The following is a 15497-nucleotide window of genomic DNA, read 5'->3' as shown; positions in this document are numbered from 1 at the left end:
CCGCGCCTTCGCTTGGGCTACGCCCACAGCTTCCTGTACGGAGACGCTGGGATTATCCTCTTATTTTTTCCAGTCGAGGATTGGATCTGAATCAAGATTTACAGGCTTACCAATTAACATTAATTAACATTGTGAACTCATTCACACCTTAATTATACCAAAATAACTGTCTTGACATCTTGTAGCACCATACACGACCAACCTCACTTTGTACCGAAATAAAGCCTTGATGAGCCTCGACAAATTCTTTTGCAATGGCAAGTCCGAGACCCATGCCGCCCGTATGACGGGAACGTGATTCTTCAACGCGATAAAATCGGTCGAAAAGGTAAGGTAGTCGTTCCGCTGCAATGCCAACCCCGGTGTCCGCAATTTCGACGGCCGCATAACGCAACTCATGATGGAAAGTATCCGTAATACGGATCGAAATCCTCCCACCGGACGAGGTATGCCGCATGGCATTAACCAGCAAATTATAAAATACCTGCGTCATCCTGTTAGGATCGACGAACGCATTCAATGATTGTACCGGATATGTACGAACAATGTCGATATGTCGTTCTTCCGCTTCCGGATGTAACATATCGATGATCCGATCCAAAAGGGGAACAAGATCGGCCTTCGACCGGTCCAGCTGCAATTTGCCTGCTTCGGCAAGTGTTAGTTTGTGGAGATCGTCGACAAGCTTGGACAAACGAATTACTTCATCCTGCAAAGGCAATAAGGCTTCCGGAGGAATGTCCCGCCCTCGCTCTTGCATCAATTCCATTTGACATTGAATAATGGAAAGCGGTGTCCTCAATTCATGCGCCACATCAGCCGTCAAATTTTTCCGCGCCTCTTCTGCGCGAAGCAGCTGCTGTGCCATATGATTGAGCGCTTCGGTTACTTTCCCGAATTCATCTCGCGTTGTCACGGGAATGCGATTATGCAGCTTTCCGTCTGCCATTTTTTGTATGGCGGGGATGAGACGATTCAGAGGCTGCGTTAATTTTTTGACTAACCACAGCCCAAGAAGCAATGCAACGATCCCGGTTACGACCGGTACTCTGAAACTCGAGGTGCGCATGGAGTCCAGAATATACTTTTTTAATAGACGGTCTTCGGACGATTCCCAACTATTTACATAGATCGTGCCGACCACTGTTCCGTTTACCACGACGGTATTCCATTTCCCCTGCCGTATCAACGACTCGGGATCGCCCGACCCTCTAAAAAATAAAGTGCTGCCATCCGGTGACAAGAGCGCGATCTCGCGTTGATCCGGATTTCGCTGCTCCAATTCGTCTGAAATCTTCAGCTCCTCTATGCCTACCCAAGAATTGTTATGCTCCTTATAATAGATTTCAACCAACTCTGTCGTTTTTGCTTTGAAGTAATCTTCAAAGCGATTCTTTAAGTATCCTTGGGTTGCTCCGTAGTAGCCCACCGTGACAAAAAGAACAAGAATCGCCATCGCGACAAACAGTTTATCCCCGATGCACCACCGCACGTTCATAACTTGTCACCGAATCGATAACCGAATCCGAACACGGTTTGAATATATTTGGGGATCGCCGGATCGTTCTCGATCTTTTTCCGCAAGTTGCTGATGTGGGAGTCGATCGTGCGCTCGTAGTTGATGAAATCGTCTTCCATGACCGATTTCATCAGTTGAAGCCGACTGAATACAATACCAGGTTTGGCGGCCAAAGCAATCAATAGTTTGAATTCCGTAGGAGTAAGAACAACTTCCGCGCCTTCCTTCATGACCTGGCATTTCGATTCGATAATCGTCAAATCTCCCCTTATAATCATCTGAATTTCTTCGGATGTACCCTGAATGCGGCGTAATACGGAACGTATTCTCGCCGTGAGCTCCCTTAGGCTGTAGGGCTTTGTCATGTAATCGTCGGCTCCGACTTCCAAACCGACAATTTTATCCGTCTCCTCTGTTTTTGCCGTCAACATAATGATTCCATAATTGCCCTTATTCCGAAGCTCGCGGCAAACATCGATTCCGCTCATTCCCGGAAGCATCCAGTCTAAAACAACCAAAGCCGGACACGCCGTTTGGGCTGCAGTCAGCGCATCCTTGCCCGTCGTGGCGGTTACAATTCGAAACCCTTCATTTTGTAAATATGAAGCCATCGCCTCGAGCATTTTCACTTCATCGTCCACCAGAAGTAACGTCGTTTCCATCTGAATCCCGCTTCTTTCTGCTGTTTTACTCGTATTATAGCTTATTTTTCCAGCAAAATTATGATCACCATGTAAAAAGGAACTGTTCTCCACAAGTCCTTAACATCAGCTTGATAAAGTATGTTTGAGCATAGAGGAACGCGGCAGCATGGTGTACATCATTCTCAAACGAAGGAGGGGATTCAAAGATGAATAATCAAGGTATAAACCGTGGTGGTACGAAGTGTTCGAATGGAGTTTTAATCCAAGCCAACCATGGATGGAGGGAGAGGAAAAATGATTAGCTGGGATCAGCACAGTTTGCAAATACAAAAGAGGAGCAAATAAAAATGAAAATGAAGCTAGTTTCATTCGTGACGATTTGTGCACTTCTACTTGTGCCGACTATTGTCTCTGCTGAAGCGACGAGCGGTAATATCGGATACGGATTAACCCCCGGTCGACTCAAGACCCTCGTGGCCGCGGTGGTGGGGCTGATCAGCGTGGTCATTGGAGGGCTGTCTCTGGTCCGTTCCTCCGGTCGTTTCGGCACCGGTAACGGGCGAGCCGGGGCCATCGTGGCCATAGGGGCGGGGCTGTTCGGTATAGTCCTCGCTGGCCTGCATCTGGTCAAAACCACCGGTGGTTTCGGCACCGGCAACGGGCGAGCTGGGGCCATCGTGGCCATAGGGATGGGGCTGCTCGGCATAGTCCTCGCTGGGATAACTTTGGCCCGCTCCCGCCGCACCGGCTGACCCGACCAATAGCGGGGAACGATCTGTAGTTTTCGTGTATTGACCCGATATTTCTTTTTGAAGGTTCAGTTTCAATATTCGTCTGAGAAAATTCATGCCATACCCTATCTTTTTTTCCATTGTGTTCGTTCATGAAACAATTATACGATTCTTCTGTAACCGGTTTATTATGACGTGGGTTATCTCCCCTATTCAACCATATTATCGGAATCTCATGCTGGCCACGCTGCTTAATACGATCGGTTCGCGGCGTCCGTAGCCGAGTAAGGGCTGCCGAACTTCGATGATGGCGACGATCGACGGCCCGTATATCGTAACCTGCACCTGACGTACGATCGCATCGGAGGTGCCGCTGTACAGCGTAAGCGAGCGAGACAGGACGTAAGGATAAGACGGGTTTGTCACATGCTCCAGGCGATGGACAATAAGCCGCTCTTTCAAGTGGCTCCCGGGCAAAGGCACCAGCGAGCCGTCCAGCTTCAGATTCAACTGTAAATAACGGTAAAAATCGGCTGTTCCTTTGCCCGGATCCCACACGATTCGCCCGAGGGCGGCCTCCGCCGGGATGAGATTGAGCGCTGCGGCACGGGTAGCGTGATCCAGCAGCGATTTGGTCTTGTTGGTGCTGTTCGTCTGGAGCATCCAGTTGAACGCCGTTACCCAGACGAAAGCCGAGAAGATCATTCCCATCAACCCGAAGAGGAGGACATGCACGCCGCCCCGCTCATTGAGCAAATAACCTGTCCACCCTTTCATGGACACTGGACACCAACCGCCCTTTCCGACGACCTTGCAATGCGACTCTGTTGCAGCACCGCTACTCGTAAGCTTCGCTTTTTCCATACAAAACCAAATTGTAAAAGCCTTCATGGGTCGATGACGTTCCGTTCCCGCCGACGGCACTCAATATACGCGTCAGATTGGGTGCAGGGTATTTCAGTACAAGCCTGATGGTCGGGTCCGCCGAATGCCGGAGCACCTTCGTATCGGTACTTCCCGTATAGGACGGATAAGCTGTCCCACCGACTGTCACGCTTCCCATCCCCAGTTGAGCTAAGCGCGCGTTGGTAGCTGCGATGATCGACGGACTTACATAGCCGACGGCCTCCGCTTCCTTCAGCGCATGGTTCGCCAGCGTATTCAGATGATCCGCCTTCATGGAGTACACGAAGAACGGAACGATCGCCATCGAAAGAAACAGCATGACCGGCATAACGTACAAGGTGACAAGCACGTTGGCCATCCCCCGCTCCTCCCGCCAAAAGGCAATAACGCTATTCATCCGCTTCACCTTCAATTCGTGACATAATCGAAGCTGCGCACCGTTCCCGTCAGCGTCGTATGTCCGTCGCGAACTTGTTGCTTCAAGCCTTGCCCGCCCATGGGGTTAAAAATATAAGTACAGACGCCAAATATAAGAACGACGGTCAAACAAAGTGTGATCAGCTTACTCATGCCGCTCTCCTTTACGGCGCCGCCGTAGAAATCGTGCCGTCGGTCTGATTGACGGTGGCTGTCGTGAGGCTCGTATTCAGGTTAGTACCCTTCAAACTGATAGCGGGAGCGATTTTGTTGGCGGATAAGTAAATGACGACGCCCCCGAGAAATACAGTGAGCAAGCACGCAACGACTAATTTTCCCATTCCAATCGACTTCCTTTCCCTGAACTCGTTTTATTGAAACGCCTGGTTGATTTGCATTCGTGTCTGTACGCCGGCCGTAGCGGTCGCGGGCACGATCTGTCTGCCAATGGCAAACAGCGCCGCTCCCCCGATAAGGACCGTAATGAGCACGGCAATCACGATCTTGGACATCGTTTGCCCCCCCCCCTTTGCATAACTCAAGAGCCCTGGAAGCTCGACAGCAGTTGGCTGGAAATCGTCACGACCCACGGGTACAAAAACAAGATAACGATGATGCTGAACGGAATCATGATATAAAAGCTGATCCAGATCGGCGCGTTTTCGATTTTGCGGTTAATTTCGGAGGACAATGTCGCTTCAATGCCGGCGGTTTGCTGCTTCAGCACGGTGACAACCGCCTTGGAATCCGCCTGGCTGATCGCCTCCAGCGCATTGACCAGCGGGAACACCTCCGATATGCCGACCGCTTCCTTGAACCTCCAAATGGCGGCCCGCTGGTCTTTCCCCCACAGAACCGTTAGTTCCTGCACATGCGGCCTGAGCAGCTTCAACGTCCGGCTCGCGCGAATGAGCAGCTCCCGGATGTCCGCTTTGTCGCTCACGCAAACGGAGAGCCGGTGAGACAGCTTGGCAATTTCGATCATATAGCCGGTTCTGCGGCGAGCGGCCGCCGTTAACACATACAGAACAGGAATGAACCACCCGAAGACACCAGCAGTCAGAATGCGAAGGAGCATCGTCAGATCGATTCCCCCCGCAGGCATCGTCCATAAACCGATCAGCAGCAAACCGAATGCCACGGCGAGCCGCAAAAGCTGAAACTGTGCGTAGCTCATCTCTGCAGGAAGTCCGGCAAGCTTTGCCTTTTCGCGAAAAGCACGCTCCCTTGTCCCCTCCCGGGATTTCTGCCGCTTGTCATGCAGCCAGGAAATCCGATCCGCGCTCCGGGCCCGTTCGAGCAGCATCGCAAGGCGGCTTGTCCGTCCGTAACGAAACGTTCCGGCGAGCGATAGCCACAGCATGGCGCTGCCCGTGGCAAACAGGCATACGAACAACAGCTTATACAGCCACCACATGTTGATTCCGCCTTCCCCGTTCAACTAAAATGCGCGCTGCCCCGACCGGATCACCAGCAGCATCGAAATAAACATAACCATGAACGAGAACAGAAGCAGCATTTGACCCGAAGGATCGACGAAATAATGGCGATAGTTGGCTCCGTCCGCGTAAATATTAAAACCGACGACGAAAAAGGCGAACGCGACCATAAAGCAGGTACCGATCCGGTATACCGTTATCATGGCAAGCCGGTTTTCCTCCTGCCGCTTGGCCGTCTGCATTTTGCCGACGAGATGATGGAGCGATTCCGTCAAGTCCGTGCCGTAATGCGCCCCAATCAGCAGCAGGTCAGCCAAATCGTCGGCCCATTCATTCTGAATTCGGCGGGCAAAATCGTACAGCGCCTCGTCCACGGACTGCATATGCAGCGCAAGCTCCAGCCTTCTCCATTCGCTGCGCACCTCGCCCGGCATGGTCGGGGAAGCTTTGACGATCATGTCGGCCAACGTCTGGTGAGGCCGGTAATGGCCGATAACATTTTGCACCAGCATAATCATCCGGTAGGCGATCCGGTGACGCTTGTGCTGTACGCGAAAACGAACGTAAAAATACGGAAGCGACCCGAGCAGGAGCGCGATAACGCCGTTCAAAGCCCAGACATGGGCAGCGGCGTCCCGATCGGTCCCGGTGGCAAAGCGCTGCTGCAGCATTTGCACGGCTGCATCCGCCCCGAAAAAGCCGACAAGCGCCAAAATGAGCATGCACGCCAAAACCAGCTCCAGGCCGAGACGAATGTCGGCAACCTCGATTTCATCGGCAAAATGGCGCAGCGCCTTGATACGGGAGATGAGCGGCTCGCGCCGGATGCTCGAAAAATAATTCAACAGCCGCAGCCGGATGCGCCGGGTTAGCCAGCGATTCATCGCTCGAATGAACAACAGGACGAGCATCAGCGAGCCGACGATCCAGAATGCAAGCAGCAAGCCTTTGACGCTCCACTGCACGATGGCCATCGAAAACATGTCCACGTTACCACACCCCCAATGCGCGGAAGGGCTCCGCACTTGCGCCGTTGGCGGTCAAATGGTCCTTGAGCGGTCCGCTTAGCTTTTGCCCGGTAAACTGCCAGCGCTGCTGCGCGAAATCCCACACGACAAGCGGACTGATCCGCACTTCTTGCTGCGCGTCGACGAACAATTCCGTAATTTCCGTCACGACGCGGTAAGCCTTGCCGCCGATCTTGACCAGCCGTAAAAACACGAGCAAATTAAATGCCCGGGCGACACGCCGCATCGTATCGGATGAATCATGCTGACGCCCGTCCTGCTTGATCATGTCGACGACGTCGCTAATAAACGAATCGCGGTATTTCGTATGCATCGTCCCCATCATGTCATGTCCCCGCAGCGCGCCCTGCACCATCTGGGAAACTTCCGCGCCCTTCGCTTCACCGACAATGACCCAGTGCGGACTCATGACGAGCAGCGGTTTGAACGATTCTTCCATCGATAAGCCCAGCTCTTCGACTTCACGGACCGCCAAGATGTTCCGGCTGCCCCGCAGCCGTTCCCGAAGTGCCACCTCAAATTCCTTCTCCAGCGTACGAATCCGCTCGTTCTCGGGGATCTCCTGCGCAAGCGCGAACAAAAATGTCGTCTTGCCCGTCGCTGTCCCTCCACCGATCAAAAAGCTGGCGTGATACGTAACGAAAAGCCGAAGCAGCCGGGCCATCGGCTCGTTAATTGTCCGCATACCCGCCAGCACATCGAGCGTAACGTCGCGGACGATAAAATTGCGGATATGGATGCTCGGCAGATCCGAATAGGGAGGCCGGGTCATGACCAGACGGGAGCGATTCCACAAATACGACTGAATGAACGGCTGCCGTTCGTTGATCGGCTTTTTCCCGCACAGGGACAGCCGGTCCTGCAGCAGCAGCACCTCGTGCAGCGAAGCGAACTTGCGATGATACATCGTCATCTCCCCGCCCTGCAGCAAAAAAATATCGCAGCCAATGACCTGAACCTCTTCGACGTCCGGCAGCCGGTACAAATCCTCGATCAGACCGGCCCCGCATGTGTCGGCAAAAACGCATTCCGTCGCGCTGAGCGGCTGCACCAGCGTCGCCGGATCGATATCGATCCGGTATTCCAGCAGCAGCGTGTCGATTACCGCCTTCATACGTACTTGCGCGAGCGGCTCCCCGAGCCCTGCCTGCAAAATATCCTCGTACAAATCCTGATCTTTCTTCGAGCGTTCCGTCAAATGCTCGTAGATCACTTTGACCGCTTCGGATAACGGCATACGCCTCGTTCGTTCCGTGACGGTCGTCTGCTCCCGCTGAAGCCGCTGCTGCGCTTGCAGCAAGTCTTTCAAATACTGCCCGGCGTCGAACCGGACTCGGGGACGCATGCTTGGCGGGTTCGTCTCGTTGGGCGGCATCCCTTTCACTGGATTACTCCCCTCCTATGCAAACAACCCGGTCAAACGGGACAGCCAGCCGCTCTTGCGCTGCAGTGCCGCCGTTTCGTTCGCCTCTATCACGCGATCGCCCGCAACCGTTGCAGCGAGCTGACCGATCGCCTCCACGAAAGTGGCAGCCTGATCTTGAAAATATAACGGCACGCCTTCGTGAACGGATCGAACCCCGAGCCCTCCTTCGACGTTGGGAATCGACGCCCGCAGCGGCATGCGGAGCTGCTCGGCAATCCGCTCCGGCTTCTCTCCCGCGGATGTGCGATTCAGGATCAAGGACATATCCGACGGACGCAGGCCGCAATATTTCCAATAGCATTCATACCATTCGCCCCAGCTTGTTTTATAGGAAGCGTAGTTATTTTGACAAACGAGCCACCGCTGATCGGCTCCCCGAACCGCACATACGGTAGCTGCGTTATCCGGATACGCATTCAAGTCGATGATCGTCACGTCGAACGATTGACGGGAGACGTCGAGCAAATGCGAGATCATCTCCGGCGTCATATCGGAAGCGGTGTCCCGCCTCGGCGAGCCCGACATGATGTGGAGCCGCGGCATATTGCGGTAAGTCGTGCAAGCCGCGACAAGCTCCTCCGGACGAAGCGAGTGCGTTTGCAGCTTCGAGCGCAGACGGAAATGGTTCGGTCCGGCGCCGGCCAGATTGAGGCTGGAGCGAATTTCCGGGTTGCGCAAATTGGCGTCAATCAGTCCGATCTTCAGCTTGCTGCCGGCCGCCAGCGCAAGCGCCGTATTGACCGCCACCGTCGTCGCCCCGTCTTTGCTTGCAGCCGCCCATACCGCGACGACCTGCCCGCCACTCCCCGCCGGCTCGACTGCAGCCCGGGAGCTCTCCAACGGCGCATCCGACGCAAATGCAAGCCACTGGGCCAGCACTGCTTCGACAGAATAGCCGACGTCGATCACCGCAAAGCCGTAATAGGCAGCCTGGCGGACAATAAATTCAAGCAAAAACGAGTCATATACGGCATCGTCCAGCGCCAGACTGATTCGGGCCGCTGGCTGTTTCCGGTGCAGCGCATGCAGCCATTCCCAAGGATACATGTCATGAAATAGGCCGGTATGCACCGCGATAACATCAAACGGCTGATCGATCGCTTCAAAAAATTGCTCCTGCGTCTTGACCGCCGCCAGATGGTTCCCCGTCAGACGCAGCGGCTGCAGCGCCTCCATCGCGGCTCCATTGAAATCTCTCATCGCAAACAATACATTCATCCGTCATTTCACCTCCGTTGCCTTTGCTTCCGGGGCGGCGGACCATCCGGGCAGCTCCTGACCGCTCACCTCGCTGCGTTTGATCTCGCCCCGCACAGATACGGCATTCGGCGTTTTTGTAAAAGCGTCCGCCGCCTTCAGCTCGCGAAACAAGCCCGTGACTCTGGCGCCCGCATCATGTGCTGCGGTAAGATCGGGAAGGGCCAGCTTAATCGTTCCCCCGATGGTTCCAAGGACATAGGCGTCGTAAATTTCGTCGTTCATGATATATGTATTAAGTTCAGGCTTGCCGAGCGGCTTGGACCGGGCATTGTGCAGCTGCGTCCGATTCGATTGAACGACGGCTTCCAGTGCCCCCGTATCGGAAACTTCCGCGCCTTCGGCGGTCTTGACCGCGCTCACAGTAAGCCCTTCAATGATTTTTACCGCGCCGACGCTCCACAGCGTACCGTCTGTCGTCTGCAGCGGCTTGGGCGCCGCAAATTCGACCCACACGTCGACGCGGTCGCCCCGCCGAACCATATTGTTGACATTGGCCACGGCATCTGTCTTGAAGCTGAAATACCGCTCGCCCTTCAGCGGAACCGACGGCCCGTCGGATAACTTCCATGCTGCGATCTCTTCATTGCTCGCAATCGGCGCCACGACCGTCTTGCCCACAACCTCCTTCGGATCGGTGAGACCTTCCGTATGATGCGCCGCTGTCGCGATCACGACTTTGCGCAGCATGGATGTCTGGATCACTTCGCCACTCTGCAGCATGCGCACGGGCATCACCGTTTCCATCGCGTTCAGTTTCCATTCCGCCCGTTTCATGAACAGGACAAAGCCGTAAACCGAGCCTGCCATCAGCAGGCAGCCGGTCAAACCAAAAACCCATGTCCTGTACCGCATTCGTTCCTCCTTCCCGGAAGCAAGCGGCATCATCATATCCTCCCGTTACCGCTTGTCCCTCCCTCATATCGGTACATTGACGCCGCTGTTGGCCGTGGCCTCCCCTCGTTGCGTCCAGGCTCCAACGCTCGCGAATCCGGAGCGCGTGACCCCGCGTCGCATGACGGTGGTCGAACCTTTCTCGTGCCTTTCGCGTCCTCCTCTTCCGATCTGTCTTATGCCCAGCTGTTTCGCATCGGAAATTGGAGTTCCTTTAACCAGCTTCTCCATTTTTTTCTCCATTTGGCGCGAATCAACCCGAACCTCTCCCTTCTTACGCTTATGTCATCCTGACGGTTATTGAAACATGCTGCGCAGCTTCGTCGCCAATCCTTGCCGCTCCGACCGCTGCTTCTTCGCCCCGGATACGGCATTGTCGCGAAGCCATGCCTTTAGCCACGGCTGGATCGCCTGGCGCAGCGACTGCCGGATCGCCGGCATGTCGTGCGGCAGCCGGCCAGCCCAGCCGGCCTCGGCGATGAACGCCGCCTCCACGGCCGGGAGCGTGCAGGCCGGCGGCTGCGGCAGCAGCTGCAGCCACACCGCCGACTGCGCCGAACGCGGGCGCTTGTTGGCGAAGCAGTGGAGCCGGCGGCCGGGAGCCCGGCTCCATTCGCCGAGCTCGCGCAGCCGGTGCCGCGTCGCGACCAGCTCCAGCTTGTGCAGCTGCGGGTCGACAATGTAGACGATGTCGGTCGCCGCTTCCAGCAGCCCCGCCACCGCGGGATGCTCCCATGCGGCGCCAACATCGGCGATCAGCACCGGGCGGCGCATGGCATGCAGCAGCTTGAGCCAGTAGGCGGAGCCGAACGCCTCCGCCGTCTCGCCGGTGGCTGCCTGCTGCCTCGGCGCGGGTTCCTCCGCCGGCAACCAGAGCGTGTGACCCTCGGTCCACGCTCGTTCATCTTGGCGGATGCCGCTGCCTGGCACGGCGGCGGGAGTGTTGTAGCACCGGTAGCCCGGCGGTGCGTTCTTGACAGCGAACAGCAGGGCGGCAAGCTCCGCCCCGGCTGTCGGCGGCTCGATCACGGCATGCGGCACGCCGTGATCATGCAGCAGCCGCGCGAGCGCCAGCGCGGCGAAGGTGGCCCCGGCGCCCGGGTACAGGGCGCCGACAGCCACAAGGAGCGGCGGCGTCCACGCCGCTCCCGGGACAGCCGCCGCAGGCTGCGGCTGCCGCGAGGCGAGCCAGCGGCGCAGCGCCTCGCCTGCCTCGCGGGCGCTGGCGTAGCGCTCTTCCGGGCTCGCGCGCAGCAGCCGCAGCACGAGCGGCGCGAGCCCTTCGGGCAGCGCAGCCGCTTCGCGGGACAGCTGACCGGCGGCATAGTACGCGCCGCCGGTCAGCAAATAATACATCAGCGCCCCGAGCCCATACAGATCGGTGCGCGGATCGCTCTGCCGGCCGTCGTACTGCTCCGGCGCAGCGAACCCGACCGTCCCGAGCGCGACGGTGTCGGCATCCCGGCCCGCCTTATACCGCCGAGCCGTTCCGAAATCGATCAGCCGCACGCGGCCCCCCGCGTCCAGCATCAGATTGGACGGCTTCAGGTCGCGGTGAACGATCGGCTCCGGGCGCAGGGTATGCAAGTAGTCGAGCAGCTCACACAGCTGCTGCGCCACTTCGGCCACCTGTTCCGCAGCCATTCGCCTTCCTTGCCGCTCAAAACGTTCCAGCAGCGTTTCCCCTTCGATATAATCCATCACCAGATACAAGTAGCCTTCTCGATTTACCGGAAACACGTCGACGATATCCGGAAGATTCGGATGGCTCAGACGGCTCATCATCTCCGCTTCCGCCAGCAGCATCGATCTCCGCAGCGCCGCATCCGCTCCGTCTCGTTCCGTCCGCGCGCCCCCTGCGTACATCTCCTTAACCGCCCATCGCTTCCCTTCGAGCTTCATATCCTCCGCCAGCAGCACGCGGCTCATGCCGCCGCTGCCGATCACGGATACGATTCGATAGCGGTCCGCAAGGATGTCGCCACGCCCCAGCCCGCTTCCCGTCACATCCCGATTCGACATCGTTCCCCCTCCTCATGACATTGCGGTATGTTTGGTTTCGAGTCGAAACGACAAAAACCGCCTTATGCTCACGCAAATCATGCGTGTCATAAGGCGGTTCTTCCGCTCTGTCGATCGATTTGTTATTAAATTAGCATAATTTTCCTAATGTTGCAACATCTTTTTACATATTCACACTATTTTTTACAATTTATTGTTTCCTTAACGCAATTATCGTTTCGACCGTGCGCCGCATTCGGATGAACTTGCCGCTTTACAGGCTGTAGGTGTGTGCTGCTGCTTGTCGAATGCCCTCGTCGAACAAGACGTGGGAGCGGCAAGCCGCCTCCGCTTAGCAACTGCTGCCCTTCCACTTACCTAATTGCCATCTTGGGCGGCCCGTTGACCGAGACAGACACCCATTATCCCGGAGCGGCATACATTAGAAGAAAGCAACCGAGCAAAACCGAAATATCAGCTACCATTCCCATATGTTATAAGCGCGTCAAGTCTTCTGTCTCCATACTGTCGAGCCCGCTATACGGAAGCTCTCGCGCATCATGTTTGGAATGCAATAACGTAAGGAGGAACAACCGATGCAGATTCACGTTGTGCAGTCCGGCCAAACGTTGTACAGCATCTCACAAACGTACGAAATGCCCGTACAAACGATTGCGGAAGCCAACCAAATTTCAACCGATGATGCGCTGGTCGTAGGACAGGCACTCGTCATTCCGATTACCGGCAATTATTACTGGGTACAGCGGGGTGACAGCCTATACACGATCTCTCGCAAATTCGGCACTACGGTACAAGCGCTGGCTGCCGCCAATCATATTGGCGCAAACAGCACGCTGCAGATCGGTCAACGGCTGCTTATTCCGCAGCGTCCACGCCGAAACGCCGAAGTGAACGCTTATATCGAGCCGAGAGGAACGACGATTGCGCCCGCTTTGCTGGAGTCAGCCCGGGAGGCGGCGCCGCATTTGACGTATCTTGCTCCGTTCAGCTTTCGCATTCAGCGCGACGCCTCGCTGCAAGCCCCGGCGTTAACGGATTTGAGTACGATCGCCGGCAACAACGGCGTCACCTTGATGATGGTCGTCACTAACCTGGAGCGCGACCAGTTCAGTGCCGAGCTTGGAGAATTGATTTTGAACAGCGAAGAACTGCAAAATCGGCTGCTCGAAAACATCATCCAAACGGCCAAACGGCTCGGTTTCCGGGACATTCACTTCGATATCGAGCATTTGCGACCGGAAGATCGGGAGGCTTATAACCGTTTTCTGCGAAAAGCCGCCGAACGGATTCACCAGGAAAACTTCCTGATGTCGACGGCACTTGCTCCCAAGACGAGCGCAAGCCAGACCGGGGCCTGGTATACGGCTCACGATTACAAGGTGCACGGGGAAGTCGCCGATTTCGTCGTCATTATGACGTATGAGTGGGGATACAGCGGAGGTCCGCCCATGCCGGTGTCGCCGATCGGCCCGGTGCGTCAGGTACTTGAATATGCGATCAGCGAAATGCCCGCTTCCAAAATTATGATGGGGCAAAATCTGTACGGCTACGACTGGACGCTCCCTTATGTTCCGGGCGGCCCGTTCGCCAAAGCGCTCAGCCCGCAAGCGGCCATCGCGCTCGCCCGCGATCGTAACGTACAAATTTTGTACGACTATACCGCTCAAGCGCCTCATTTTAATTACAAGGATGACGAAGGCCGGAGCCACACGGTATGGTTCGAGGACGCAAGGTCCATTCAAGCCAAATTCAATTTGATCAAAGAGCTCGGCCTGCGCGGCATTAGCTACTGGAAGCTCGGCCTTAGTTTTCCGCAAAACTGGTTGTTGCTTGAAGACAATTTCAAAATTGTCAAACGGTAACGGTCGGCAGCATCAAAAAGAGCGCTTCTCCCGTACAACGGCGTGAAAGTGCTCTTTTTGCTTCGCATTTGCAAAAACATATCGTATTGCGGAAGACGCCAACGATCTTTTTAAAAAAAAATCGTCGCAGACGCAGCAGCGCACAGGGACGACTTTTTAGAAAATGCTTCAATTCGGTTTGGCCTGCGAAAAGACTGCACCCTAACCGAGAGGTCGCTGTCGATCAACCTTTTGCCTCGTTTAACGGCAGCCACTCGAGCACGCGCTGTATTTTTTTATCCCAATAGCCCCATTCATGGGTTCCCGGCTCTTCCTCGTATGTCAGCTCAAGGCCCGCGCTCCGGCAGTGGTCGCGAAACCGGGCGTTGGCTCCGTGCAAGTAATCTTCCGTTCCGCAGCATTGATACAGCTTCGGCCTCGGCTGATCGGAAGCCGCAAGCTGATCTGCCAAATGAAACAGATCGTTGCCGCTGCCCGGAATGAGTCCGGTCGAACCGAAGATGTTGACGGCTTCGGTGCTCGACGCTCGCTTCGTCGCGAACTCGAATACGTCGGTCGCGCCGGACAAGCTGGCCGCCGCCGCATAGCGCTCCGGATGCGTCAGCCCGAGCTTCAGCGCACCGTATCCTCCCATCGATAACCCGGCCACAAACGTTCGCTCCCGCTCCTCCGCCAGCGGGAAGAAGGATCGGGCGATCCGGGGCAGCTCCTCGCTGACAAACGTCCAATACTTCGGACCGTGCGCCATGTCCGCATAAAAGCTTCGGTGTACCGAAGGCATCACGACCGCAATCCCCAGATTCGCGACGTAGCGCTCGATCGATGTGCGGCGCAGCCAAATCGTATGATCGTCCGACATGCCATGCAGCAAAAACAGCACCGGATGCTTGTCTCCGGTGACGTGGCCTTTCATGCCAATTTGACCGGTCGTCTTCTGCGGCAAAATGACGTACATCGCTGTAGATAACCCCAGCGTTTCGGAGAAAAAATGACAATCGATAAATGCCATGCGAGAATCCTCCTTTATTTCTGATCCGGTATAAGGCTTGGTGTACTTCATATGATCCAGCAAATCTATCATATCTTGATCTGTATTAAATTCCAACAAAAAACAGAACCGGGTATAACCGCATGGCCGTACGAACGGCGTGGCCGCCGGACACCGGCTTTGTCTCTTTTTGCAATCCGTCAGCCGTCAGCAAACGGTCCCGCCAAGAAACCTAGTCCTGTTTCAGACGCGATCTTCCTAAAAAAAGATGACCCCCGCACAACCGCAGGAATCATCTTATCTTATAACGTTCGGACCGTTTGGCATCGAACCGAAGTCTGCCAACTATTCCGTCTCAACCGGC

Annotated in this window: 16 protein-coding genes; 2 read left to right on the top strand and 14 right to left on the bottom strand. The window is 55.7% G+C overall.

Translation table 11 applies throughout. The features are described from left to right. Window positions 1–148: 148 nt before the first annotated feature. Together KXG62_RS14950 and KXG62_RS14945 are read right to left on the bottom strand one after the other, a co-directional pair. Window positions 149–1498 carry a sensor histidine kinase gene (locus KXG62_RS14950; protein WP_218092780.1) on the bottom strand — a complete coding sequence of 450 codons (1350 nt, stop codon included), beginning with the start codon at window positions 1496–1498 and terminating at the stop codon, window positions 149–151. Then, entirely contained in the window at window positions 1495–2181 is a 687-nt protein-coding gene (locus KXG62_RS14945; RefSeq protein ID WP_218092779.1) for a response regulator transcription factor, read from the bottom strand. The genes KXG62_RS14950 and KXG62_RS14945 overlap by 4 nt, the downstream gene beginning before the upstream one ends. A 329-nt stretch (window positions 2182–2510) precedes the next feature. On the opposite strand from KXG62_RS14945, the gene KXG62_RS14940 reads away from it, so the two are divergent. Next, window positions 2511–2915: a DUF6223 family protein gene (locus KXG62_RS14940; RefSeq protein WP_218092778.1), complete on the top strand. Its 405-nt coding sequence runs from the start codon at window positions 2511–2513 to the stop codon at window positions 2913–2915. Window positions 2916–3116: 201 nt separating this feature from the next. On the opposite strand, the gene KXG62_RS14935 is transcribed toward KXG62_RS14940, so the two are convergent. From KXG62_RS14935 to KXG62_RS14885, 11 genes are all read right to left on the bottom strand, one after another. Continuing rightward, window positions 3117–3671 (bottom strand): hypothetical protein, encoded by a 555-nt coding sequence (locus KXG62_RS14935; RefSeq protein WP_218092777.1) that lies wholly within the window; start codon window positions 3669–3671, stop codon window positions 3117–3119. 61 nt (window positions 3672–3732) lie between these two features. Then, window positions 3733–4197 carry a hypothetical protein gene (locus tag KXG62_RS14930; protein WP_218092776.1) on the bottom strand — a complete coding sequence of 155 codons (465 nt, stop codon included), beginning with the start codon at window positions 4195–4197 and terminating at the stop codon, window positions 3733–3735. An 11-nt stretch (window positions 4198–4208) separates the two neighbouring features. Continuing rightward, window positions 4209–4370, bottom strand: a complete 162-nt coding sequence (locus KXG62_RS14925) for a hypothetical protein (RefSeq protein WP_218092775.1) — start codon at window positions 4368–4370, stop codon at window positions 4209–4211. A gap of 11 nt (window positions 4371–4381) precedes the next feature. Beyond that, window positions 4382–4558 (bottom strand): hypothetical protein, encoded by a 177-nt coding sequence (locus KXG62_RS14920; RefSeq protein ID WP_218092774.1) that lies wholly within the window; start codon window positions 4556–4558, stop codon window positions 4382–4384. Between the two features lie 30 nt (window positions 4559–4588). Beyond that, window positions 4589–4729, bottom strand: coding sequence for a hypothetical protein (locus tag KXG62_RS14915; protein WP_218092773.1), 141 nt, complete (start codon window positions 4727–4729; stop codon window positions 4589–4591). Window positions 4730–4755: 26 nt separating this feature from the next. Beyond that, window positions 4756–5634: a hypothetical protein gene (locus KXG62_RS14910; protein WP_218092772.1), complete on the bottom strand. Its 879-nt coding sequence runs from the start codon at window positions 5632–5634 to the stop codon at window positions 4756–4758. Between the two features lie 24 nt (window positions 5635–5658). After that, the gene (locus tag KXG62_RS14905) at window positions 5659–6639 is read right to left on the bottom strand and encodes a type II secretion system F family protein (protein ID WP_218092792.1); all 981 of its coding nucleotides are present in this window, start codon (window positions 6637–6639) and stop codon (window positions 5659–5661) included. A gap of 7 nt (window positions 6640–6646) precedes the next feature. Continuing rightward, the gene (locus KXG62_RS14900) at window positions 6647–8059 is read right to left on the bottom strand and encodes an ATPase, T2SS/T4P/T4SS family (RefSeq protein ID WP_246627458.1); all 1413 of its coding nucleotides are present in this window, start codon (window positions 8057–8059) and stop codon (window positions 6647–6649) included. Between the two features lie 24 nt (window positions 8060–8083). Continuing rightward, window positions 8084–9328, bottom strand: a complete 1245-nt coding sequence (locus KXG62_RS14895) for a CpaE/TadZ family protein (RefSeq protein ID WP_218092771.1) — start codon at window positions 9326–9328, stop codon at window positions 8084–8086. A 3-nt stretch (window positions 9329–9331) separates the two neighbouring features. Beyond that, window positions 9332–10222: a CpaB family protein gene (locus KXG62_RS14890; RefSeq protein ID WP_218092770.1), complete on the bottom strand. Its 891-nt coding sequence runs from the start codon at window positions 10220–10222 to the stop codon at window positions 9332–9334. A 336-nt stretch (window positions 10223–10558) separates the two neighbouring features. Further along, a complete protein-coding gene (locus KXG62_RS14885; protein ID WP_218092769.1) occupies window positions 10559–12283 on the bottom strand; it encodes a serine/threonine-protein kinase in 1725 nt (574 codons plus the stop codon). A gap of 575 nt (window positions 12284–12858) precedes the next feature. Between KXG62_RS14885 and KXG62_RS14880 the strand changes: the two genes are divergently transcribed. Then, a complete protein-coding gene (locus KXG62_RS14880; RefSeq protein WP_218092768.1) occupies window positions 12859–14145 on the top strand; it encodes a glycoside hydrolase family 18 protein in 1287 nt (428 codons plus the stop codon). A gap of 223 nt (window positions 14146–14368) precedes the next feature. Here the strand turns inward: KXG62_RS14880 and KXG62_RS14875 are convergent, their stop codons facing one another. Beyond that, window positions 14369–15154, bottom strand: coding sequence for an alpha/beta hydrolase (locus KXG62_RS14875; RefSeq protein WP_218092767.1), 786 nt, complete (start codon window positions 15152–15154; stop codon window positions 14369–14371). Window positions 15155–15497 lie beyond the last annotated feature (343 nt).

The sequence above is a fragment of the Paenibacillus solanacearum genome (genome assembly GCF_910593845.1).
Lineage (GTDB): Bacteria > Bacillota > Bacilli > Paenibacillales > NBRC-103111 > Paenibacillus_G > Paenibacillus_G solanacearum.
Note: the sequence above shows the minus strand (reverse complement) of the source record. Positions and strands in the feature narration are given on the sequence as shown.

Bases quoted from the DNA above. Each gene is read 5' to 3' on its own strand.
- KXG62_RS14950 (WP_218092780.1), bottom strand. From the start codon at position 1,498: ATGAACGTGCGGTGGTGCATCGGGGATAAACTGTTTGTCGCGATGGCG.
- KXG62_RS14945 (WP_218092779.1), bottom strand. From the start codon at position 2,181: ATGGAAACGACGTTACTTCTGGTGGACGATGAAGTGAAAATGCTCGAG.
- KXG62_RS14940 (WP_218092778.1), top strand. From the start codon at position 2,511: ATGAAAATGAAGCTAGTTTCATTCGTGACGATTTGTGCACTTCTACTT.
- KXG62_RS14935 (WP_218092777.1), bottom strand. From the start codon at position 3,671: ATGAAAGGGTGGACAGGTTATTTGCTCAATGAGCGGGGCGGCGTGCAT.
- KXG62_RS14930 (WP_218092776.1), bottom strand. From the start codon at position 4,197: ATGAATAGCGTTATTGCCTTTTGGCGGGAGGAGCGGGGGATGGCCAAC.
- KXG62_RS14925 (WP_218092775.1), bottom strand. From the start codon at position 4,370: ATGAGTAAGCTGATCACACTTTGTTTGACCGTCGTTCTTATATTTGGC.
- KXG62_RS14920 (WP_218092774.1), bottom strand. From the start codon at position 4,558: ATGGGAAAATTAGTCGTTGCGTGCTTGCTCACTGTATTTCTCGGGGGC.
- KXG62_RS14915 (WP_218092773.1), bottom strand. From the start codon at position 4,729: ATGTCCAAGATCGTGATTGCCGTGCTCATTACGGTCCTTATCGGGGGA.
- KXG62_RS14910 (WP_218092772.1), bottom strand. From the start codon at position 5,634: ATGTGGTGGCTGTATAAGCTGTTGTTCGTATGCCTGTTTGCCACGGGC.
- KXG62_RS14905 (WP_218092792.1), bottom strand. From the start codon at position 6,639: ATGTTTTCGATGGCCATCGTGCAGTGGAGCGTCAAAGGCTTGCTGCTT.
- KXG62_RS14900 (WP_246627458.1), bottom strand. From the start codon at position 8,059: ATGCCGCCCAACGAGACGAACCCGCCAAGCATGCGTCCCCGAGTCCGG.
- KXG62_RS14895 (WP_218092771.1), bottom strand. From the start codon at position 9,328: ATGAATGTATTGTTTGCGATGAGAGATTTCAATGGAGCCGCGATGGAG.
- KXG62_RS14890 (WP_218092770.1), bottom strand. From the start codon at position 10,222: ATGCGGTACAGGACATGGGTTTTTGGTTTGACCGGCTGCCTGCTGATG.
- KXG62_RS14885 (WP_218092769.1), bottom strand. From the start codon at position 12,283: ATGTCGAATCGGGATGTGACGGGAAGCGGGCTGGGGCGTGGCGACATC.
- KXG62_RS14880 (WP_218092768.1), top strand. From the start codon at position 12,859: ATGCAGATTCACGTTGTGCAGTCCGGCCAAACGTTGTACAGCATCTCA.
- KXG62_RS14875 (WP_218092767.1), bottom strand. From the start codon at position 15,154: ATGGCATTTATCGATTGTCATTTTTTCTCCGAAACGCTGGGGTTATCT.